Origin of the sequence: Vibrio sp. 1159, from assembly GCF_033340395.1 — a bacterium.
Lineage (GTDB): Bacteria > Pseudomonadota > Gammaproteobacteria > Enterobacterales > Vibrionaceae > Vibrio > Vibrio alginolyticus.
The window spans coordinates 15,742-37,318 of the sequence record NZ_JAWOWL010000005.1 but is presented as its reverse complement, the minus strand read 5'-3'; the positions used below and the strand labels follow the sequence as shown (position 1 = coordinate 37,318).

General features: G+C 44.5%; 20 protein-coding genes. 8 read left to right on the top strand and 12 right to left on the bottom strand.

Annotation, left to right across the window (positions count from 1 at the left end):
• Positions 1-48 precede the first annotated feature (48 nt).
• The 5 genes from R7127_RS06070 to R7127_RS06050 form a co-directional block, all read right to left on the bottom strand.
• Entirely contained in the window at positions 49-231 is a 183-nt protein-coding gene (locus R7127_RS06070; protein ID WP_005377960.1) for a hypothetical protein, read from the bottom strand.
• Positions 232-408: 177 nt separating this feature from the next.
• Complete coding sequence (locus R7127_RS06065; protein ID WP_182039660.1) at positions 409-1,383, bottom strand: J domain-containing protein; 975 nt, start codon at positions 1,381-1,383, stop codon at positions 409-411.
• A gap of 76 nt (positions 1,384-1,459) precedes the next feature.
• Positions 1,460-2,119: an OmpA family protein gene (locus R7127_RS06060; protein ID WP_005377956.1), complete on the bottom strand. Its 660-nt coding sequence runs from the start codon at positions 2,117-2,119 to the stop codon at positions 1,460-1,462.
• 217 nt (positions 2,120-2,336) lie between these two features.
• Positions 2,337-3,032 (bottom strand): DUF2786 domain-containing protein, encoded by a 696-nt coding sequence (locus R7127_RS06055; protein ID WP_005377954.1) that lies wholly within the window; start codon positions 3,030-3,032, stop codon positions 2,337-2,339.
• A gap of 208 nt (positions 3,033-3,240) precedes the next feature.
• Positions 3,241-3,921 carry a DUF3334 family protein gene (locus tag R7127_RS06050; RefSeq protein WP_005388843.1) on the bottom strand — a complete coding sequence of 227 codons (681 nt, stop codon included), beginning with the start codon at positions 3,919-3,921 and terminating at the stop codon, positions 3,241-3,243.
• Between the two features lie 263 nt (positions 3,922-4,184).
• Between R7127_RS06050 and R7127_RS06045 the strand changes: the two genes are divergently transcribed.
• Complete coding sequence (locus R7127_RS06045; RefSeq protein ID WP_172563307.1) at positions 4,185-7,220, top strand: FAD-binding and (Fe-S)-binding domain-containing protein; 3,036 nt, start codon at positions 4,185-4,187, stop codon at positions 7,218-7,220.
• A gap of 73 nt (positions 7,221-7,293) precedes the next feature.
• Positions 7,294-7,755, top strand: coding sequence for a methyltransferase family protein (locus R7127_RS06040; RefSeq protein WP_033905135.1), 462 nt, complete (start codon positions 7,294-7,296; stop codon positions 7,753-7,755).
• A 109-nt stretch (positions 7,756-7,864) separates the two neighbouring features.
• Here R7127_RS06040 and R7127_RS06035 read toward each other — a convergent pair whose 3' ends face one another.
• The 6 genes from R7127_RS06035 to hutC all read right to left on the bottom strand — a co-directional run bounded on the left by R7127_RS06035 (position 7,865) and on the right by hutC (position 15,343).
• Entirely contained in the window at positions 7,865-8,590 is a 726-nt protein-coding gene (locus tag R7127_RS06035; RefSeq protein WP_017821813.1) for a DUF3581 domain-containing protein, read from the bottom strand.
• Positions 8,591-8,925: 335 nt separating this feature from the next.
• Positions 8,926-10,461 (bottom strand): histidine ammonia-lyase, encoded by a 1,536-nt coding sequence (hutH, locus tag R7127_RS06030; protein ID WP_171342714.1) that lies wholly within the window; start codon positions 10,459-10,461, stop codon positions 8,926-8,928.
• An 11-nt stretch (positions 10,462-10,472) separates the two neighbouring features.
• Positions 10,473-12,170 carry a urocanate hydratase gene (hutU, locus tag R7127_RS06025; protein WP_054578031.1) on the bottom strand — a complete coding sequence of 566 codons (1,698 nt, stop codon included), beginning with the start codon at positions 12,168-12,170 and terminating at the stop codon, positions 10,473-10,475.
• A gap of 73 nt (positions 12,171-12,243) precedes the next feature.
• The gene (hutG, locus tag R7127_RS06020; protein WP_054576440.1) at positions 12,244-13,254 is read right to left on the bottom strand and encodes a formimidoylglutamase; all 1,011 of its coding nucleotides are present in this window, start codon (positions 13,252-13,254) and stop codon (positions 12,244-12,246) included.
• 1 nt (position 13,255) lies between these two features.
• A complete protein-coding gene (gene hutI / locus R7127_RS06015) occupies positions 13,256-14,506 on the bottom strand; it encodes an imidazolonepropionase (protein ID WP_005377945.1) in 1,251 nt (416 codons plus the stop codon).
• A gap of 129 nt (positions 14,507-14,635) precedes the next feature.
• Positions 14,636-15,343: a histidine utilization repressor gene (gene hutC, locus R7127_RS06010; RefSeq protein ID WP_171342712.1), complete on the bottom strand. Its 708-nt coding sequence runs from the start codon at positions 15,341-15,343 to the stop codon at positions 14,636-14,638.
• Between the two features lie 247 nt (positions 15,344-15,590).
• Here hutC and R7127_RS06005 point away from each other — a divergent pair, with 247 nt between their 5' ends.
• On the top strand, positions 15,591-16,334 hold the full coding sequence (locus R7127_RS06005; protein WP_172563306.1) for a sporulation protein: 744 nt from the start codon (positions 15,591-15,593) through the stop codon (positions 16,332-16,334).
• A 6-nt stretch (positions 16,335-16,340) separates the two neighbouring features.
• Here R7127_RS06005 and R7127_RS06000 read toward each other — a convergent pair whose 3' ends face one another.
• Entirely contained in the window at positions 16,341-17,318 is a 978-nt protein-coding gene (locus tag R7127_RS06000) for a DUF3187 family protein (protein ID WP_033905143.1), read from the bottom strand.
• A 404-nt stretch (positions 17,319-17,722) separates the two neighbouring features.
• Here R7127_RS06000 and thrS point away from each other — a divergent pair, with 404 nt between their 5' ends.
• The 5 genes from thrS to R7127_RS05975 all read left to right on the top strand — a co-directional run bounded on the left by thrS (position 17,723) and on the right by R7127_RS05975 (position 21,423).
• Positions 17,723-19,651 (top strand): threonine--tRNA ligase, encoded by a 1,929-nt coding sequence (thrS, locus tag R7127_RS05995; protein WP_318148305.1) that lies wholly within the window; start codon positions 17,723-17,725, stop codon positions 19,649-19,651.
• A gap of 3 nt (positions 19,652-19,654) precedes the next feature.
• Entirely contained in the window at positions 19,655-20,206 is a 552-nt protein-coding gene (gene infC, locus R7127_RS05990) for a translation initiation factor IF-3 (protein ID WP_080276913.1), read from the top strand.
• A 121-nt stretch (positions 20,207-20,327) separates the two neighbouring features.
• Positions 20,328-20,522 carry a 50S ribosomal protein L35 gene (gene rpmI / locus R7127_RS05985; protein WP_005377932.1) on the top strand — a complete coding sequence of 65 codons (195 nt, stop codon included), beginning with the start codon at positions 20,328-20,330 and terminating at the stop codon, positions 20,520-20,522.
• Positions 20,523-20,562: 40 nt separating this feature from the next.
• Positions 20,563-20,916 carry a 50S ribosomal protein L20 gene (rplT, locus tag R7127_RS05980; RefSeq protein WP_004727974.1) on the top strand — a complete coding sequence of 118 codons (354 nt, stop codon included), beginning with the start codon at positions 20,563-20,565 and terminating at the stop codon, positions 20,914-20,916.
• Between the two features lie 189 nt (positions 20,917-21,105).
• Positions 21,106-21,423, top strand: a complete 318-nt coding sequence (locus R7127_RS05975; RefSeq protein ID WP_033905144.1) for a heavy metal-binding domain-containing protein — start codon at positions 21,106-21,108, stop codon at positions 21,421-21,423.
• The last annotated feature ends 154 nt before the right edge of the window (positions 21,424-21,577 follow it).

Sequence of the window (21,577 nt, the reverse complement as noted above, 5' to 3'; positions counted from 1 at the left end):
CCTTATAAAAGGCGCTTTTGAAAATCTGTTCCATTGATTCCGTCTTGCTTAGCTCGCTCGTTGCAAACGTTCGCGCATTTGCAATTCGCCTTGGTTAAATAGGCGCACGTCGATTTTTGCCATATCGTAACAAGCTTTACATGAGTAGTGGTGCTTGCCATCTAAATAATCGTGACGAGTTACAAGACTAGGTTTTTTACACCAATCACAGGTGCCTTCTTCAGTGAACATTGATTTTCTCCCCACCTAGATTAATTTGAGTCGTTAGGTGTTATTTTGCGCCGGGCATTATGGCATAAAAGCGCGACTTAAGTTAAATGTCTGTTAATTTCTTTGAGAGGGAGATCGATTGCGGTGTTTGATTATATGGGAATAAAAGCATGGTAGCCAAAGTATCCTGACCTATTTTTACTGTTTTGTAACATTTTGTGAGACGAGCTTAAAGGCATGATTGAGTCGCTTCATTTCTTCTTCACTGCCCCTTGTGTCAGGATGATAAAGCTTTGATAACTGTCTATAGCGTAGCTTGATTGCCTGTAAATCAGGGATGGTTTGTGGTGTGTAGCCAAACATAGCACACGCGACGCTTAGCTTATGGTTTTCTGCCTGAGTTTTGGATTTCTTAAATTCTCTGAATACTTTCTCTAACTGACGCTTCAGTTGCTTGTTCGTAAACTCTAGCTCTTTTATTTTTTCCGCCATTCGTTGATTTTGGCTTTCCCCTTTGGCTTCACGCGCTTTTCTATTCTGCTTGAGTTTTTTGATCACGAGGAAACTTAAGCCGCTGATGATGAGTATCGCCGCTAGCCAAATCAGCCATAGAAACGGCGAGTGTTCTACTTTGGGGTTTGCAACTGTGCTTTTCTCTTCCTGTGCTTGCTCCGCCTTTTTATCGAGCGACTTTATTTGCGAGACTTGTTTAGCTCGCAGTTGGTTGAAGCGCTGCTCTAACAGTTGATTATAAGCCTGTTCTGCTGCTGGATTATGCTGAGAAGCCATTTGATACAAAGCTTCAGTCAATTGAGATGCTGTGACCTTATCTTGATTGCGCTGAATAAAGTTAGCGAGAAGAAAGCCCCGATCGGTTGGGTCATTGAGTGCGATAGAGGTTAGCCAATATAACGCTTGTGTTTCATTTTTTTCGCCATTTATCCCTTTAGCAAAGTCGTTCGCGAGCTGTTTTTGCGCAGGGAGGTAACCTTGGTTGGCGGATTGCTCTAGCCAGTAACGCGTTTCTGGTGAGGCTTCAGCTTCGTTTGATGCCAATAATTGTTGTGCGTACTCGTATTGTTCGATGGGGTCATTTGGAGCTCGAGAGGCAAGTGAGTAGCCAGAAAAGCTGAGGCTAAATAAGCAGAGTAGGGCAGACGTTTTGACAGACATTAATATGTCAGGCCTAACGATAATGGTTAGGCCTGCTCCGGTAATTTTTTATTATTACCGTTATGGTGCAACCAAATTACTTCAGTGGCAAGATCTGGATTTCAACACGACGGTTGCACGCACGACCTTCAGAAGTTTGGTTTGAGCAAATTGGGTTACGTTCGCCGTAGCCGCGTGCAATTGCACGACCAGGTGCAACGTTTTGAGATACTAGGAATTGACGTACGGACTCTGCACGGCGCTCTGACAACGTTTGGTTGTATGACTCACTGCCTGTGCTATCCGTGTAACCGTCAATAACGAGACTGGTATCTGGGTACTCAACTAGGATGCGAGCAACACCACGTAGAGTATTATGGATGCTAGCATCAAGCTGGTAAGAGCTTGAAGAGAAGCCGATACCGTTTTCCATACGCAGTAAAAGCTGATTTTCACCAACACGCTGAACTTGTACGCCAGAGTTTAGCAAAGCGCGACGTAACTCCGCTTCTTGTTGGTCAAAGTAGTAACCAACGCCAGCGCCAGTCGCTCCGCCTGCGGCTGCACCAATGAGTGCATGCTGACGACGTTCTTTAGCATCATCACCCGTTGCTAGGCCGATTGCTGCGCCAGCGATCGCACCAATAAGCGCGCCTTGCGTGGTGGAGTTAGTTTCGTATTCACCCGTTGTTGCATTTTGGCGTTGAGTGGCTTGACAGCCAGTAAGAGCTAGCACTAGAGCTAGTGCAATAGGCATCTTTTTCAAGGGAAAATCTCCGTATAAAACTGAGGCGAAACCATGCCTCATAATGGGATGCGAATTATGAATAAACAAGCATTAATATTTGTTATGAGAAAGTAAGATTGATAAGAGTTTCTGTAAGAAAATTCCTACCAATACTGCCAAAGCTCTCAAAGTAAGCCCCATCGACATCGAAGTCATTGCTGCTTATGTGAATCCTTTACTATTCTGGCTATTTCGATGAATCGCCCAACATTTTGCGTGCTTGTTCGCCGCCCACTCCACGGTTAACTGAAACCTTTCTACCTTTCTTTAAGCCCACTTCGTAGTCTTCAGTTAGGTTTTTCATTGCTTCTTTCAATTGCTTCTTGAACGTTTCGCGGTCAATGTTTTGGAATTCTTTATCAATATAGTCATTAATTTTATTGGCCGACTCTTCATCTGGAGAAATAATTGGCAATTTTTCAATCGCGCCTTCCACCCAGCCAGATACAAATGAGTTCACACGGCGAGTCACTTCCTGAGAAGAGGTGCCGGTGCCAGCAAAGCTGTTTCGGAATTGTCCGGTACTTTCGTTCATCTCGCGATAAACAATATCGAAAGCAAATGCAGCAAAAATAGCGCGATCTGCTTCACCGATAAATTCGACACGTTTGAGCCCTTTGTGATTCAACAATACTGCTTCGACACCGAATTTTGTGTTAATGCCGCGAATCACTCGCAATATGGTAGAACTGATGTTCGCTGGTAGCAGATGAGAAGATTGTGTTTTTCCCATTCTGATGAACTCAATATCGTCTTTATCGAGACCATATTTAAGCATGAGGCGATGTGCCATTTTGATAGCATTGGCAGCCTCATTAACATTAGCGGAATTGCCCAGTTCTAAGCACTTGGCGATTTTTTTCAGAGCTTTTTGTTTATCCATCGACAACCAGTAACGAAAGCAGAAAATTTATGAAGTCAGACATATTACCTTTTTTGACATAAAAACGAAATACAAGGTGGGACTGAAGATAATTTCAGCACATAAAAAGAAGCCTCGCATTAAGCGAGGCTGGCGTTTTAGTTCGTCGTAATCAGTATGAAGTCGTACTTGTGTCTAAGAAGCCATTCTTCATTAAGATTCGTTAGAATTACAACCCGAGCTGGTTGAGCAAGTCATCGGCATCATCGTTTGATCCCGACGATTTAGATTCTTTCTCAGCCAACTGTTTACGTGTGGCCTCTAAAATGTCGTCTGGGTTTTCGTCTTCAGCAACTTCAAACTCTTCCAGTTGGATGAACTCAGTTTTATCCATTGCTAGTTCGAGATAGAAAATATTGTTGTTTTCGGTGGAGAACGTCACTCTGCGCGCTTGAGGGCGGTCAAGGTTGGTATCAACTTGTAAGATAACTTGCTTATTCAGCGCCAGCATTTTTGGTTGGTTTTGTGTGATGTTCGTTTGCAGGTCTTTACGAATTTTATTAGTGAAGTCTCCGACCAGTTGATTCATGAGTTCACCCAGAACATCGCCTACCTCGTCAGAAGTATGAGATATTGCCAGTTCTTCTTCTGGCATGCCCATATTACGCATGTAGTTGGTGTAGATCTCCAGTGCGGCTTTTGCCGTAAAATTAATCACAACTAGCCCGGTAAATCCGCCATCAAACAGAACAAAACAGCCAAAATCTGGTTTGAGGCTAGTCTTGTGGATTTTTTGCACCATTGCTGAATAATTTACTTGAGAAGATGTCGCCGAAGTAAGTACGCCAGAAACAGACTGGCAAAGTTTGAGAAGGATATCTTCAGTGGTCACAATTTTATTTTTTTTCATTCTGAAAACTCATCTAGAAACGCGATTCGTTCCCCAATGTAAGGCATCAAGCGTGAAAAAATAAAGCATAAGTTTAATTATTGTATCGAGATTCTGATTTGCTCGTCTTTTTAAATGTTGTAAAGTGACGAAATTCAAAGAATATTACTTCACTAACTCTTTTGTGGTGTTTTTTTTCGCTTAGCGCCAATTTGTATGAGAAGTGAGCAAATAATTACACAACCCGCAGCTGATCGGATCAGCGTCGTAGGGGCAGGAAGCAAATGTTACCAAGATTACACTCGCAAACTGATGTCGATCCTCTTGTTCTTAGTTTTCTGAAAGAGCTTGAGCACGCCGGATTCACTGGTGATATCGAAAGCCAATATTCAAGCCGACTAGCGGTTGCCACTGACAACAGTGTTTACCAGCAACTTCCTCAGTCTGTCGTTCATCCCAAAACGACTGAAGATGTTTCTCTCCTCGGGAAACTGAGCAATAAAGAAAAGTACGAACGAATTACCTTTTCACCTCGTGGTGGCGGCACAGGGACCAATGGTCAGTCGCTAACCAAAGGTATTGTGGTGGATATGTCTCGTCACATGAACAAAGTGCTTGAGATTAATGAGAAAGAAGGCTGGGTTCGTGTACAAACTGGTGTAGTGAAAGACCAGTTAAATGACGCTGTTCGTCCTTATGGCTACTTCTTCTCTCCAGACTTATCTACCAGTAACCGTGCAACGATTGGCGGCATGGTCAACACCGATGCTTCTGGTCAAGGTTCTCTGAAATACGGAAAAACATCCGATCATGTTTTGTCGCTACAAGCGGTGTTTGCTGATGGTTCAATTTTAGAGTCGGACTTGTCTCATGGTTACCCAAAAGAAGGCGAGTTTGCTGCCAAGGCGCTACGTGTAACGGAATCCGTATGTCGTGAAAAACGCCAGCAGATCGTAGATAAGTTTCCTCCTCTTAACCGATTTTTAACGGGCTACGATTTAAAAAATGCCTTGAATGAAGACGGTAACCGTTTCGATATCACACGAGTACTTTGCGGCGCGGAAGGTTCATTGGCATTTATTACCGAAGCAAAGCTGAACCTGACGCCAATTCCGAAAGCGCGTACGTTGGTTAACGTTAAATACAACAGCTTTGATTCTGCACTGCGTAATGCACCGTTTATGGTAGAAGCGAAAGCGCTGTCTGTAGAAACCGTTGACTCAAAAGTGCTTAATCTCGCGAAGCAAGATATCGTTTGGCACACCGTGAGCGATTTACTTACCGATGTTCCAAATAAAGAGATGCTTGGCATCAATATGGTGGAATACGCAGGTCAGGACGAAGAGGAAGTTGCTGCTCAGGTTGCAGCGTTGACCGCCAAGCTCGATACCATGTTGGAAACAGAAGAAGCGGGCATTATCGGCTACCAAGTTTGTAACGATGTAGCGAGCATTGGGCGTATTTACAACATGCGTAAAAAAGCGGTGGGTTTGTTAGGCGCAGCAAAAGGTCGTGCTAAACCGGTCGCATTCGCTGAAGATACCTGTGTGCCACCAGAAAACCTGGCGGACTTTATTGTAGAGTTTCGAGAACTGTTAGACAGCAAGTCTCTGAATTACGGCATGTTTGGTCACGTCGATGCTGGGGTGCTTCACGTACGTCCTGCGTTGGATTTGTGTGACCCGCACCAAGAAGCATTGATGCACGAAGTGTCTGATGAAGTGGTCAAGCTGGTGGCGAAATACGGTGGTTTGATGTGGGGTGAACACGGCAAAGGTTTCCGTTCAGAATATGGCCCTGAGTTTTTCGGCGACGAGTTGTTTACTGAACTGAGACGTGTGAAAGCGGCATTCGATCCACACAACAAAATGAACCCGGGCAAAATCTGTACACCGCTGGATAGTGATGCAGAGCTTGTCAAAGTTACCGATACCAAACGTGGTTACTATGACCGTCAGATTGACGTTCAAGTACGTGACAGCTTTAAACAAGCGATGGAATGTAACGGTAACGGTTTGTGTTTTAACTATGATACCAGCTCGCCAATGTGTCCATCGATGAAAGTAACAGCCGATCGTCGTCATTCACCAAAAGGTCGTGCAGGTTTGGTTCGTGAGTGGTTGCGTCAGCTTACTGAGCAAGGCATTGATATTCTTGACTTAGAAAAACAAACACTAGAAAACAAAACATCAATCAAAACCATGATTGACCGCGTACGTCATTCTATCAATCGTCGTCACGAGTATGACTTCTCTCACGAAGTGTATGAAGCGATGAATGGTTGTTTGGCGTGTAAAGCGTGTGCGAGTCAGTGTCCGATTAAAGTCGATGTTCCGAGCTTTCGCTCGCGCTTTTTAAACATCTATCACTCTCGTTACCAACGTCCTGCAAAAGACTATCTGGTTGCGAACATTGAGACTATGCTGCCGATGATGGCGAAAGCGCCAGGTGTCGTAAATGGTGTTTTGAAGCAGTCGTGGGTGAAAAGTTTAACGGCATCTACGGTCGGGTATGTCGATGCGCCGTTGTTATCAGTACCCACCTTGAAACAACGAGTAGAGTCGCTGACAACGCCTTATGATCTGCAAGCGCTCAGTGGTTTGTCTTCGTCTGAAAAGAGCAAGCATGTTTTAATTGTTCAAGACCCATTCACTAGTTACTACGACGCTGATGTCGTTGAAGACTTCGTTAAGTTATTGAAAAAGCTGGGTATGAATCCGGTGCTTCTGCCGTTTAAGCCGAATGGTAAAGCACAACACATTAAAGGGTTTTTACGTCAGTTTAAGGACACAGCAGCCGACACAGCGAAGTTCTTGGCGATGGTAGCGGATCTGGATATTCCATTAGTTGGCGTCGATCCTGCTTTGGTGCTGTGTTATCGAGATGAATACGCTGAAGTGCTTGGCAGTAAGCGAGGTAATTTCGATGTACTAACAGCCCACGAATGGCTTTACCCAAGACTAGAAGCGTTTGAAAGCGGAGAGCATAAGGCGCAGGAACCTTGGTATCTGTTTGCGCACTGTACTGAAAAAACCAAAATGCCAAATGCGGAAAAAGAGTGGGGCGCTATTTTTGCTCACTTTGGTGCAGTTTTGAATACGGTACCTGTTGGTTGTTGTGGTATGGCGGGTACGTTTGGTCATGAGGTTGATAAGTTGTCGATGTCGAAAGACATTTACAATTTAAGCTGGAAGCCAAGCTTAGATAAGTTGGATAGCGAGAGATGTTTGATTACAGGCTATTCTTGCCGCAGCCAAGTGAAACGCTTTGAAGGAACGAAGCCCAAGCATCCCGTTCAGGCATTGTTAACTTTGTTGTAATCGGACTAAATCAAGCCCAGTTTTACTGGGCTTTTTAGAAACCGTACTTAGACCCTTTCAAAGGATATGAATCTTGAGAAAACTTGAACTCAAAGTCCCACCTGTTGCGGTGTTTTTGCTAGTCATACTTTTGATGTACGGACTTAAAGTTTTGACGCCGAGCATGAACATTCGAGTCCCCTTTGTTGAATTTGTAGTAGGTGTATTAACTTTGTTGTCTGGCTACATGGGCATTGCTGGCGTGTATGAATTTCGCAAAGTAAAAACCACAGTGAACCCAGTAAAACCTGAAGCGGCATCTTCTGTTGTAAGAACTGGTGTGTTTGCCTTTTCACGCAACCCTATGTACACGGCATTATTGCTTCTAATCATAGCAACTGGTTTGTGGTGGCAGCACTTGAGTGTGGTGCTTTGTGGCGTGATATTTGTCAGTTATATGAATCGGTTTCAAATCAAGCCTGAGGAACGCGTTTTAGAGCGATTGTTTGGTGAAGAGTATGTGGATTATAAAAACCATGTTCGTCGTTGGCTCTAAGCATTGCGTTTAGTTTTGTTTGGATGAGACATAAAAAGAAAGCCCAACGGTCGACGTTGGGCTTTCTTTTAGTAAACACTTTTTTGTGCGCTTCTGATAGGGCAGTCGACTAGGCTGCCTTAACGAACTTTGCTAGGAATGCATCCTTACGTTCATTAAAGCGGCGTACAAGGTCGTCAACCGCTTCTTGGTCATATGGCTTCAAGCCACTTGCAACCATGCGCTTAATACCTTTACCAACGACTTCACCGTCTTCTTTAAACGCAAAGTTTAAGGTGACTACACCTCGTTTTCCTTCTACGTCGAATGTTGCGCCAGTGAAATCCACCTCTGGATGCGTAAGGTCTAAGCGTGAAAATTCGACTTCCATGCTTTCATAAATAACTAATGGACGCTGGCAGTTAATCATCATTTGCTTCTCTTCCATAAGAGGAACCATGATGTGAGGGAAGTTCATACCAGAAAATTGCACGTAATTTGTCACTACATGCTCAATAAATGCCGGATCGTGGTTAGTTTCACCTTCACGGGACATGTGTAAGTATTCTTTACCTGCCTCGTCAACAACAGCGCTTTCTTTGTCACACTTATTTTCAATATGAAGTGCTACACCATCGTTTACCATGCCAGAGAAGTTAAAACGCATCTTTTGGCTAACGCCTTCTTTACTAAGAAGCACAGCGAAAAGTAAATCTCCAGGGACACAAAAGCGTTTGTTGTCTTCATCATGAATTGGGTTGTAGTCACCTGCGACACGTTTTGCAAAGTGGCTTGCTTGTTCGCGAGTGAACTGAAACTGGTGATTAGTGTTTGAAAAATAAGGTGTTAGAAACATAATTTTTACGTAGTAACCAAAACTGTGTGGGATTATATGCGAATATCTGCGTAGCAATGGTCCATCCAGTGAAAACTTCACCGTATCCTAACAATAAGACACTATTTCGGCGGATAAACCGTTAAAAACGCATACTTTAGCAACGCTTTTATTTGTGAAAACAATAAACAACGACCTTTTCGCTCGCCTATCTTTTAAAGTATAGCCATCAAAGTAGACAGGCGTTCATAAATAGTGCCATCAACATGTTTAATCGTATGTAAAAAGGCTCCACGCTGAACGTAGAGCCTTCAAGTCATTATCTGTTTATTCGATGAAATGCCAGTTATGCTTGGTTATTGAACACTTGGTAACAAGCTCTCTGGCATGAGCGTGTTGTGGATAGCCAGCTTAAGCAGAGTATTTGCCTGTTCAATGTCTGGAGCAAAGTAGCGATCTTTATCGTAGAACGATACTTTTTCACGCAACATTTGTTTCGCAATCTCAATACGCTCAGAGGACTTGTTTGGTGCTCTAAAGTCTAGGCCTTGTGCTGCTGAGAGGTATTCTACCGCCAGAATACCGCGAGTGTTTTCGCCCATTTCTTTCAATCTGCGAGCCGCGAATGTTGCCATTGACACGTGATCTTCTTGGTTTGCAGATGTTGGCAAGCTGTCTACTGACGCTGGGTGAGCGAGTGTTTTGTTTTCACTTGCTAACGCAGCAGAGGTAACCTGAGCAATCATGAAACCAGAGTTCACACCACCATTGTCGACTAAGAACGGTGGTAGTTTTGATAGCGCGCTATCGATAAGTAATGCCATACGACGTTCAGACAAGCTACCGATCTCGGCAATCGCAAGTGCTAGGTTGTCGGCTGCCATTGCAACAGGCTCCGCGTGGAAGTTACCGCCAGAGATGATGTCACCATCTTCAGCAAACACCAACGGATTATCTGATACGGAGTTCGCTTCTACTTGTAATACTTCCGCCGCATTGCGGATTTGCTGTAAACACGCGCCCATCACTTGAGGCTGACAGCGCAAAGAATACGGGTCTTGTACTTTTTCACAGTTAGTGTGCGAATCACCTATTTCACTCGATGTGTCTAACAAATGACGGTATGCGAGTGCTGCGTCCATTTGGCTGCGATGACCACGTACACGGTGAATGCGCGGATCGAATGGACGTCGGCTGCCGAGAGCGGCTTCAACAGACATTGCACCACAAACGGTTGCTGACGCGAAAAGGTCTTCCGCGATAAACAGGCCTTCCAATGCGAACGCTGTGGATGCCTGAGTCCCATTTAGTAGCGCTAAGCCTTCTTTTGGCGCCAGAGTGATAGGCTCTAGACCTGCGATTTTTAATGCTTCTTGCCCGGAAATGATTTTACCGTTGTGGCGAGCTTGTCCTTCTCCCAGTAATACAGTGCTCATATGGGCTAGAGGAGCTAAGTCACCTGATGCGCCAACAGAGCCCTTTTTAGGTACACAAGGGTAAACTTGTGCGTTGACTAGGTCGGTCAGCATATTAATGACTTTTAGGCGAATCCCAGAAAAGCCACGAGACAGACTATTGATTTTTAATACCATCATCAGACGAACCGTTTCATCTGACATAAACTCACCGATACCTGCCGCATGAGAAAGAACGATACTGCGTTGCAGTGTTTCTAAATCTTCTGGTGCTATTCGTGTGTTAGCCAATAGCCCAAAACCAGTGTTAATTCCGTAAACCGTTCGATCTTCCGCGATGACTCGGTCTACGACCTGTGTGCTTTCTTCAATGGCCGGAATGGCTTCAGGATCCAAAATAAGGTTGACTGGTGAACGGCTCACTTGGCGTAGTTCGTTTAAGCTAATATGACCTGGCTTTAGCGTTAAATTTAACATCTCTTTCATCCTTACTTGAGCTTCTTCAGTTCTTCGTTGAGCATTGGCAAATCTAGCCCTTGCTCTGCTGCACATTGTTTAGCGATATCGTATCCCGCATCAGCATGACGCATCACGCCTGTTGCTGGGTCGTTATGCAGCACGCGGGCAATACGTTGTGAGGCATCTTCACTGCCGTCACAGCAGATAACCATACCTGAGTGTTGCGAGAAGCCCATACCTACGCCACCGCCGTGGTGCAGTGAAACCCAAGTTGCGCCGCCCGCCGTGTTGAGTAGCGCGTTTAATAATGGCCAGTCTGATACGGCGTCAGAACCGTCCATCATACCTTCGGTTTCACGGTTCGGGCTTGCTACAGAGCCAGAGTCTAAGTGATCTCGACCAATGACAACGGGCGCTTTAAGTTCGCCATTTTTCACCATTTCGTTGAATGCTTGACCAAGACGCTCACGATCTTTAAGACCAACCCAGCAAATACGCGCAGGTAAACCTTGGAACTGGATGCGTTCGCGAGCCATATCTAGCCAGTTATGTAAGTGCGGATTATCTGGAATTAGCTCTTTTACTTTTTGGTCGGTTTTATAAATGTCCTCAGGATCGCCAGAGAGAGCAGCCCAACGGAAAGGACCGATACCTTCACAGAATAGAGGACGAATGTAGGCTGGAACGAAGCCAGGGAAATCAAATGCGTTTTCTACGCCTTCTTCCAAGGCCATCTGGCGGATGTTGTTACCGTAGTCGAGTGTTGCGGCGCCGCGATTTTGCAGCTCTAACATCGCTTGAACTTGCACAGCCATGGATTTTTTCGCTGCTTTTACGACCATTGCTTCATCTTGCAAACGCATTTCTGCTGCGTGAGACATGCTCCAGCCTTGTGGTAAATAGCCATTGAGCGGGTCGTGTGCAGACGTTTGGTCTGTTACTACATCAGGCGTGATATTACGTTCTACCAGCTCAGAGAAAACGTCTGCTGCATTACCTAGTAGACCAACCGATACTGGTGTGTCTGACTCTTTAATGATAGCTAGCGCTTCATCTAAAGAAGTCGCTTTCTTATCGACATAGCCTGTACGTAGGCGGTAATCGATACGTGACTCATCACACTCTACTGCAATCATGGAGAAGCCCGCCATTGTACCAGCGAGAGGTTGAGCACCACCCATGCCACCGAGACCACCTGTTAGAATCCAACGGCCCTTTGCTTCACCGTCAAAGTGTTTTTTTGCAACAGATACGAACGTTTCGTATGTGCCTTGTACGATACCTTGCGAGCCAATGTATATCCAGCTGCCAGCGGTCATTTGGCCGTACATCATCAAGCCTTGTTTATCGAGCTCGTTGAAGTGTTCCCAGTTTGCCCAATGCGGAACAAGGTTTGAGTTTGCGATAAGCACGCGTGGAGCATTTTTATGAGTAGGGAAAACACCAACAGGCTTGCCTGATTGAACTAAAAGCGTTTGGTCATCTTCGAGTCTTTCAAGTACTTCAACAATCTTGTCGTAACATTCCCAGTTTCGCGCTGCTCGGCCAATGCCGCCATATACAACCAGTGAATGTGGATGTTCTGCAACATCAGGATCAAGGTTGTTCATCAGCATACGAAGAGGGGCTTCGGTTAGCCAAGATTTTGCGCGCAGTTTATCTCCGTGAGGTGCACGAATTGTTCTGCTTGTATCAAGTCGTGGATCTTGTCCCTGGCGCTGTGTCATTTCAGACTCCTTTAGTTTCTCGTGATGACCAAGTACTTGCTTGGTCGTAATAATCAGTGGCATCTGGGATGCATTATGGTTTGTGCTGTTTTTCCGCCATCGCGTTGGCGATATCCCAACACAAACGGGCAGCTAATCGTGCAGTTTGACTATCGACGTCATAATTTGGGTTGTATTCGGCGATATCAGCCAGCATTAGCTTATTTTTGTAATGAAGAATTCGATCTAAAAAGGGTGCAATAGTGTCGTAACTCACTCCCCGAGCAGCTGGTGCGCTGACTCCAGGTGCGGTTGCAGCAGGGAATACATCCAGATCAATAGTCAAATAGAGGTAGTCACAGTCGTCAATAAAATGCTGAAGCTGAGTTAAGTGATAACTGTGGTTTAAGTAGCAGAGCTGATTGTCCTCTACATACCAAACATTTAGCGCATCTGCTTTTTCAAATAGCGCTTTAGTGTTGCTACTACGGCTTACACCAATACAAGCGTAATGAAAGTCCCAATCGTTACGTTGGCAAAAATGATGAATTTGGTTGAAGGGGGTGCCAGAGCTTGGTCTTATGTCGGTGAGGTTGCTCTCAAATGCGCGCAAATCGAAATGCGCATCGAAATTAATAATGCCGATTTTAGGCTTCTTCTCTGGATGGTGCGCTTTAAAATATTCCGCTAAGCCGGAAAACGAGGCCCACGCAATCTCATGCCCACCACCTAGCACGATGACTGGCGTATGGGGCAGTGCGCTTGAAATGGTTGCTGCACATAGAGCTTGGCTCTCTTCCAGTAAGTCGTCTTCACACACCACAGTACCTAAGTCATATAGTGGGGCGTCTTGGTGCCATGCTAAATTAGCGAGTGCTCGTCGGATTAAGTCTGGCGCTTTTTTCGCGCCAATGCGTCCTTTGTTTCTCGCAACGCCAGCGTCGGTAGCAAAACCGAGTAATGAGACGCCATGCGCAACGGCACGCAACTCATCTGCTTTTTGGCGTTGAACAACGTGATGAATTCGCTGACCAAGCTTGCCGTCCTCGGCATCATGACGGCCTTGCCAATGAAATAGGGGAGAGTGTAGGTCGAATTGAGACATATTATTGGCCTCCGTGTGAAATGTATTCACCATTTACTATACGACCTACCAGACGTTTTGCTCCGACTTGATAGCTTAAATCCGCAGGGCTTTCGATATCCCAGATAGAGAAGTCCGCATCAAACCCTACTTTGATTTCGCCACGTGAGTTTTGATAACCCAGAGCTTTGGCTGCATGTTGCGTTACACCACGCAGTGCTTCTTGCGGTGTAAGGCGAAATAGCGTGCACGCCATATTCAGCATGAGTGTGAGATCAGAAAATGGTGATGTACCTGGGTTGACGTCCGTAGCAATTGCCATCGGCACGTTATGCTCTCTCAACAACTCAATCGGTGGTAACTGAGTTTCTCTTAGAAAATAAAAAGCGCCAGGCAATAGAGTGGCGACGGTGTTTGATCGAGCAAGTGCTTTAACACCTTGCTCATCTAAAAACTCGATGTGATCCGCTGACAGACCGTTGTATTGCGCAGTGAGGGCTGTACCACCGAGATTAGAAAGTTGCTCAGTATGCCCTTTAACCTTTAAGCCGTGGCGTTTTGCAGCTACAAACACTTTTTCTGTTTGTTCAAGATTGAAACCAATCGATTCACAAAAAACATCGACACTCGTAGCTAATTCTTCCTTTGCGACAACAGGGATTATGTCCTGACAAATGTGCTCAATATAATCATCTGCACGACCTTGGAACTCTGGCGGAATGGCGTGAGCGGCGAGAAGTGTAGTGGTGATTTTAACTTTGCGCTCTTGTTCAAGCATTTTGGCTGCACGGAGCATTTTTACTTCATCATTCAGTGTCAATCCGTAGCCTGATTTCACTTCGACAGAAGTGACGCCGCTCGCGAGTAGCCCGTCTAAACGTGGCAACGCTAACTCAACTAATTGCGCTTCGGTTGCTGAACGCGTCGCATGCACCGTTGAAAGTATCCCACCGCCTTGTTTGGAAATTTCTTGATATGGCACGCCGTTTAAGCGCATTTCAAATTCGTTGGCACGATTGCCCGCGTAAATAAGATGAGTGTGGCAGTCGATCAAACCTGGCAGAACTAACTTGCCTTGAAGGTCGATACTCTGAGCGTAATGTTGGGCAGACAGCAGAGACTCGGTTTGCGGTGCGTCTTCACCAATGGCACAAGTACTGATCGCAACGATTTTTCCAGATTGAATACCAATGCGCGCTGGAGGCGTTGGAAGGTATCCGCATTCTCCCGATTGCATGGTAACTAGACGTGCGTTTTCAATCAGCAAATCCATGTTTGTGTCCCTGTGTTTATTTGTATCATTAAATGTATATACAAATAAATAGAGCAAAATAAGAACACTGACAAGATTGATGTTGCTAAAATGTGATCAAAACGTAGATCTAGAGGACAAATCTTGTCCTTAAATGAGCACTTTTGAGCTCAGCTTATATTTGTTACCAGGGTGATAAAGTAGGGCGGTACTGACTAACTTATCTTGGCTCCACGTTCTGCGATTCAAGAGAAGGCAAGGTTCATTGGCTTGCATTTTTAAGTCTTGCTTAATACGGCTTTCAGGCACAATTGCCTCTACAGTATGTTCTATCGCGCTGAGTGGGCAATTATCTGACAGGTATTGATTTGGAGTGATTTGTGTGAAGTCTTGATTTAAATAACTCGGGGCATATTGGCTATTCACCCAGCGGAGCTCCAATTGAATCGGCGTTTGGTCTTCATAGTGAATAATTTCACTGTAAAACACCGTTGTGCCAAGCATGACGCCGAGTTTTGTCGCAATGCTGTCATCTGCTTTTATGGCAACTTGTTTGAGCACTTTACTGCTATATTGTCGCCCTCGGTCGCTGACTTCTTCGGCAATGTTTCGAATGTCTAACAGAGGAGATTCTGACTTTTCACCAGGATCACACACAAACGTACCTAAGCGTGGGCGACGTTGTAATCGGCCCTCATTAACTAAGTCCCGAATTGCTTTGTTCACTGTCATTCTACTGACACCAAATTGCTCGGTAAGCTCAATCTCTGTGGCGATACGATGACCAACTATCCACTCTCCAGCATCAATTTTATCGAGGATAAATTGTTTGATTTGAATGTAGAGTGGTGCAGACATAATGATTCCCTTTTATTTGACTATACAAATACTGCTTAATTTAGGTACAAATTGCAAACATTTCTCGACAAATGCAGCACTTAGTGACAGAACAATCCTATTGTGGGGCTGAATGATTCTTGCTGTTGAGCATTATTTGGATTGATGATGGAATTCGAACATTTTCTTGTGGTCTATTGCTTGCAGAGTATAAAACAATTGTGTAAACAAACGATTATGAGAAGAAAAGTCGCTAAAAAGGAAAAACATGTTTAAAAAATTGAAAGCATCACTGGGGATCGGTTCTGCAAAAGTAGATACGATTTTAAACGAAATGAGCGTGTTTCAAGGAGCGACGCTGAAAGGGCATGTTCATATCAAAGGCGGAGACGTCGAACAACAAATTGATGCTATTACGATTAAATTGAACACAGAGATGAAAGTCGAAGTGGATGATAGCGTAAGTTACCAAACGTTCACTATTGATCAGCTGAAGGCGGTAGACCCCTTTGTGATTCAACCGAATGAAGAGAAGCAGGTTCCGTTTGAGCTAAAACTGCATGATGAAACGCCAATTACTGCGGTTAGCGCACTTAAGAATCAATGCCATGTTTGGGTTGAAACGACGTTAGACATTGATTTTGCGATTGACCCGCGTGACCGTGACTATATTGAAGTGAAACCACTACCAGTAGCATCTCGCGTTATTCAAGCGATCGAGCAAGCTGGTTTCACTATGGTTAAAGCCGATGTTGAAAAAGGCTTTTTGCGCGGTGGCTCGTTTGCCTCTCGCTCTGGTATTTATCAAGAGCTAGAGTTCCTTAACAGCGGCTTTATTTCATCAAAAGAAATTGAGCTCTCTTTTATTCTGGAAGGGCAGGTCATGCATTGTTTGGCAGAGATTGACCGTTCGCTCAGCTTGGCTGGTGACCAATATCGCTCGTTTACGTTGCCGATCAATGCAACCGATGCTCAAGTCGCAGCCGCAGTTGCACCAACGCTAAATCTATAGCTCTCATCACCTTGATGAAAATATGTACCGATATCCTATTGTGAAAGCGATATCGGTACTGTTATCCATGTTTCTTGCGTTCTCTACGGCTAAAAACTCAAGCGCTGAATTTTCCATTAGATATCGATAGCCCAATACCAGTTCATTAGAGGCATCAGCAAACTCTGTGGGTCCTTCTGTTGACCCTTGATACCAATGATATTCCAACATCAGGTGATGGTTATCTTCTAAGGCATAACGGTACCCACCCGCAATGGCAATCGTATTATGTCGATAGGGCAGATCGAGCAAGGCACGGTCATCCGAGCGAAAAGTCATGCCAATCATCGAATAAAATGCATGAGCATCACTTAAGTAGCTGTAGTTTAATTGGAAGCCTTGCTCGAAACTGCTACCTTGAAAAGTGCCGTGAGCCACATCGTTAAAATACAAACTGCCGCCAATCGATAGGCCGTGATGTTCATTTTGGAACACTTGATACTGTAAGTAAGTAGATAGGTTATTGGCCAGTGTTTGTCCTTCGAAATCATCTTCAAGCACATCATATTGCGGCATTGAAATGTAAAAACGATCTCTGTCTACTTTATCCCGCCCATTTTGTCCGATACCGAAAAGTTTATGGAAGCTTTTCGTCAGTCCATCTAAATGGTTGTCAGCGGCAAAGACCCATCGATAGTTGAGCTCCCACTGCCAACGGTTGCTAACTTGCCATTTGCTGCCTAATTCGATTTGATTGTGGTAATAATCCAGTGCGTATTCATCAGTATGAGCCCAAACACTTGCCACGGTTCCCGAACCATAAGCTTCGACAAAACCATAGGGCAGACTATGTCCTGAACGCAGTATGTTGGTGTGACTAACCACTTGCATTGGGGATTGTGCGTAAGAACGCAGCGGGCCATATAAGTCATTTGATGCGAAGGCTTGCAAAGAACATATCGAGGTGCTTAGAAGCACCATAAAGCGCGATTTGAAATAGACCATGATGAATACCTACATACAAACTACTCTATAAAACAACTATATACCTAAATCGCACGTTGAGCTCTCGCCCAGCGTGTTAGGCTTTGTATCGGTTCACACGTAATAGGGGATATTGTAATTTGTTGTGTAAGTTCATTGAGGGGCAATTCCATTCATCAGCTATGCGGTCTCTTAAAAAAAGCATGATCAGATTGTCGTGACGGGTCTGCGGTTAAGTTCTTATGACAAAACAAAATCGCGCTTTGCATTCTAAATGTGAGCTAGGTACAATCCCATTTTCGATAACGGTCCGGTATTCGTGTTACCGAGAGGCCTTTATTGACTCTCAACTATTTTCAACAAATAGCTTCTAATTTGAATAACATGTGTTGCTTGGTGTGCAACACCACTGTAAAGGACATAGCATGCCTATTATTACTCTTCCTGACGGCAGTCAGCGTCAATTTGACAACCCAGTTTCTACTATGGAAGTTGCGCAATCGATCGGTCCTGGTCTTGCCAAAGCAACTATCGCTGGTCGTGTAAACGGTAACCGCGTTGATGCGTGTGATCTAATTGAAGAAGACGCAAGCCTTGAAATCATCACAGTTAAAGATGAAGTAGACGGTCTAGAAATCGTTCGTCACTCTTGTGCTCACCTTCTTGGTCACGCTCTTAAGCAGCTTTACCCTCAAGCTAAAATGGCGATCGGTCCAACCATCGACAATGGCTTCTACTACGATATCGACTTAGACGAATCTCTAACGCAAGAAGATCTTGAAAAGATTGAAAAGCGTATGAAAGAGCTAGCGAAAACCAAGTACGAAGTGGTTAAGAAAAAAGTAAGCTGGCAGGAAGCGCGTGATACGTTTGAATCACGTGACGAACCATACAAAGTGGAAATCCTAGACGAAAACGTATCTCGTGATGATCGTCCAGGCCTTTACCACCATGAAGAATACATCGACATGTGTCGTGGTCCTCACGTTCCTAACATGAGCTTCTGTCAACACTTCACTTTGCTGAATGTTGCAGGTGCTTACTGGCGTGGTAACAGCGACAACAAAATGCTTCAACGTATCTACGGTACGGCTTTCCACGACAAGAAAGCACTGAAAGCGCACCTAACTCGCCTAGAAGAAGCGGCGAAGCGTGATCACCGTAAGATTGGTAAGCAACTAGACCTATTCCACATGCAGCAAGAAGCACCGGGTATGGTGTTCTGGCATCACAATGGTTGGTCTATCTTCCGTGATCTAGAAGTATTCATCCGCGCTAAGCTAGATGAGTACGGTTACCAAGAAGTGAAAGGTCCACTTATGATGGACCGTGTTCTTTGGGAACGCTCTGGGCACTGGGACAAATACGCTGATGCAATGTTCACAACTTCTTCTGAGAACCGTGAATACGCGATTAAGCCAATGAACTGTCCAGGTCACGTACAGATCTTCAACCAAGGTCTAAAATCGTACCGCGACCTACCGCTACGTATGGCTGAGTTTGGATCATGTCACCGTAACGAACCATCTGGTGCACTACACGGTATTATGCGTGTACGTGGCTTTACTCAGGATGACGCTCACATTTTCTGTACTGAGAGCCAAATTCAAGAAGAAGTAACAAACTGTATCAAGATGGTGTACGATACGTACCAAACATTTGGTTTCGACAACATCGTAGTGAAACTGTCTACTCGTCCAGAGAAACGTGTAGGTTCAGATGAAATCTGGGATCAATCTGAAGAAGCATTGAAGCAGTCTCTTGAATCGATGGATATCCCATACGAAATTCAAGAAGGCGAGGGTGCGTTCTACGGCCCTAAGATTGAATTCACACTATACGATTGTCTAGACCGTGCGTGGCAGTGTGGTACTGTCCAGCTAGACTTCAACCTACCAGGTCGCTTAGGTGCAACTTATGTAGGTGAAAACAATGAACGTCTTGTACCGGTAATGATTCACCGTGCGATTCTAGGTTCACTAGAGCGTTTCATCGGTATCCTTATCGAAGAATATGCTGGTTTCTTCCCAACTTGGTTGGCGCCAGAACAAGCAGTTCTTATGAACATTACTGATAAACAGTCAGGTTATGTTCAAGAAATAGTACAAAAACTACAAAAAAGTGGAATTAGAGCTAAAGCGGACTTGAGAAATGAGAAGATTGGCTTTAAAATCCGCGAACATACTTTGAAGCGTGTACCGTATATGCTTGTTGTTGGTGACCAAGAAATGGAAGCTGGCGAAATAGCAGTGCGTACTCGTAAAGGTAAAGATCTTGGTAAATTTAAAGTGGATGATTTTATTGCATACATCCAAGACGAGATCTCTAGCCGTAAGCTCAATCTGGAGGAATAAGCTATTAAAGGCGGAAGACGTGGCCAACAGCCGGTAAAACAAAACCCGCACCGTATCAACGGTGAAATTCGTGGTATTCGTGAAGTTCGACTAACAGGCGCTGACGGTGAATCAGTTGGTGTTGTATCGATTCAAGAAGCCATTGCAGCTGCTGAAGAAGCTGGTATGGATCTCGTTGAGATCAGTCCTAACGCCGAGCCACCTGTTTGTCGTGTGATGGACTATGGTAAGTTCCTCTTCGAGAAGAGCAAAACTGCTAAAGAGCAGAAGAAGAAGCAAAAGCAGGTCCAGATCAAGGAAGTAAAATTCCGTCCTGGAACTGATATTGGAGACTATCAGGTAAAACTACGCAACCTGACGCGTTTCCTTGAAGAAGGCAACAAAGTGAAAGTAACAATTCGCTTCCGTGGCCGAGAGATGGCACACCAAGACATCGGTGTTGACGTTCTAAATCGTCTTAAGGAAGATACTGCAGAAATTGCTGTAGTTGAATCTTTCCCTAAGAAGATTGAAGGTCGCCAGATGATCATGGTGCTAGCCCCTAAAAAGAAGTAATTAACGGCTCATCAAGTAATTAAAACCTAGCCGCTTTCCTTTCGATAAAGGCATAACGGCTAGGTTTTGTTCGCCCTAATTACGTTGTTTATTAAACCTACTCAATGCGGAGTTATTCATCATGCCTAAGATGAAAACCAACAAAGGTGCTGCTAAGCGTTTTAAGAAAACTGCTGGTGGTATTAAGTACAAGCACGCTACAAAACGTCACATCCTGACTAAGCGTACTACTAAGAACAAGCGTCAACTACGTCCGAATGCAATCCTTCCAAAATGTGAAGTGGCTGCAGTAATCCGTATGTTGCCATACGCTTAATTCTTTTTAGTTATCAATCGTTTAGTTTAGGAGAAGCATAATGCCTCGCGTAAAACGTGGTGTACAAGCTCGTGCACGTCATAAGAAAGTTCTAAAACAAGCTAAAGGTTACTACGGTGCGCGTTCACGCGTTTACCGCGTAGCTTTCCAAGCAGTTACTAAAGCTGGTCAATACGCTTACCGTGACCGTCGCGCTAAGAAACGTCAATTCCGTCAACTATGGATTGCACGTATCAATGCGGCATCTCGTCAAAATGGTCTATCTTACAGCCGTTTCATCAACGGTCTTAAGAAAGCATCTATCGAGATCGACCGTAAGATCCTTGCGGACATCGCAGTATTCGACAAAGCTGCATTTGCAGTTCTAGTTGAAAAAGCGAAAGCTGCTCTTTAATTAGCAGTTTAGGATTAAGAGAAGGAGAGCATTAGCTCTCCTTTTTTATTGCTAAAATTTATACCCAAATGACTTTTAGCTTGGCTATTTAGAGTATTGTTTATCAGTCTTCTCAATTTATTGGTTAGCATCTTATGTTAGTTATAAGGTAGCTTGGGTATAAATTTTTACGTTTATAAGGGATTAAAAATGATCTACACAACGACCGAAAGCATTCCTGGCCAGCAGATCTCTGAAATCAGAGGGGTTGTAACTGGTAATGTTGTTCAATCAAAGCATATTGGCCGTGACCTCATGGCGGGTATCAAGAGCATTGTTGGCGGCGAAATTCGTGGTTACACGGAAATGATGACCGACGCGCGTGATATTGCTATACAGCGCATGGTGGCGGACGCTGAATCTAAAGGTGCCGATGCAATTGTAGGGATTCGATTTACCACAAGCTCAATCGTAGATGGTTCTTCGGAAATTTTGGCATTTGGTACTGCAGTGAAACTAGCGGACTAGTCTACTTGAATAGCATTGCAAAAATGCTAATAGAGAGCGGTGAATTATTATGCATTTACCGTTCTGTTCCTTTTAGGTTAATTATTCTAGATTTTTGCAGAGCGAATAGATTTATATTCTCAACTTTACGTTACTATTAAAATTAATCACGATG

Bases quoted from the DNA above. Each gene is read 5' to 3' on its own strand.
- R7127_RS06070 (WP_005377960.1), bottom strand. From the start codon at position 231: ATGTTCACTGAAGAAGGCACCTGTGATTGGTGTAAAAAACCTAGTCTT.
- R7127_RS06065 (WP_182039660.1), bottom strand. From the start codon at position 1,383: ATGTCTGTCAAAACGTCTGCCCTACTCTGCTTATTTAGCCTCAGCTTT.
- R7127_RS06060 (WP_005377956.1), bottom strand. From the start codon at position 2,119: ATGCCTATTGCACTAGCTCTAGTGCTAGCTCTTACTGGCTGTCAAGCC.
- R7127_RS06055 (WP_005377954.1), bottom strand. From the start codon at position 3,032: ATGGATAAACAAAAAGCTCTGAAAAAAATCGCCAAGTGCTTAGAACTG.
- R7127_RS06050 (WP_005388843.1), bottom strand. From the start codon at position 3,921: ATGAAAAAAAATAAAATTGTGACCACTGAAGATATCCTTCTCAAACTT.
- R7127_RS06045 (WP_172563307.1), top strand. From the start codon at position 4,185: ATGTTACCAAGATTACACTCGCAAACTGATGTCGATCCTCTTGTTCTT.
- R7127_RS06035 (WP_017821813.1), bottom strand. From the start codon at position 8,590: ATGTTTCTAACACCTTATTTTTCAAACACTAATCACCAGTTTCAGTTC.
- hutH (WP_171342714.1), bottom strand. From the start codon at position 10,461: ATGTTAAATTTAACGCTAAAGCCAGGTCATATTAGCTTAAACGAACTA.
- hutU (WP_054578031.1), bottom strand. From the start codon at position 12,170: ATGACACAGCGCCAGGGACAAGATCCACGACTTGATACAAGCAGAACA.
- hutG (WP_054576440.1), bottom strand. From the start codon at position 13,254: ATGTCTCAATTCGACCTACACTCTCCCCTATTTCATTGGCAAGGCCGT.
- hutI (WP_005377945.1), bottom strand. From the start codon at position 14,506: ATGGATTTGCTGATTGAAAACGCACGTCTAGTTACCATGCAATCGGGA.
- hutC (WP_171342712.1), bottom strand. From the start codon at position 15,343: ATGTCTGCACCACTCTACATTCAAATCAAACAATTTATCCTCGATAAA.
- R7127_RS06005 (WP_172563306.1), top strand. From the start codon at position 15,591: ATGTTTAAAAAATTGAAAGCATCACTGGGGATCGGTTCTGCAAAAGTA.
- R7127_RS06000 (WP_033905143.1), bottom strand. From the start codon at position 17,318: ATGGTCTATTTCAAATCGCGCTTTATGGTGCTTCTAAGCACCTCGATA.
- thrS (WP_318148305.1), top strand. From the start codon at position 17,723: ATGCCTATTATTACTCTTCCTGACGGCAGTCAGCGTCAATTTGACAAC.
- rpmI (WP_005377932.1), top strand. From the start codon at position 20,328: ATGCCTAAGATGAAAACCAACAAAGGTGCTGCTAAGCGTTTTAAGAAA.
- rplT (WP_004727974.1), top strand. From the start codon at position 20,563: ATGCCTCGCGTAAAACGTGGTGTACAAGCTCGTGCACGTCATAAGAAA.
- R7127_RS05975 (WP_033905144.1), top strand. From the start codon at position 21,106: ATGATCTACACAACGACCGAAAGCATTCCTGGCCAGCAGATCTCTGAA.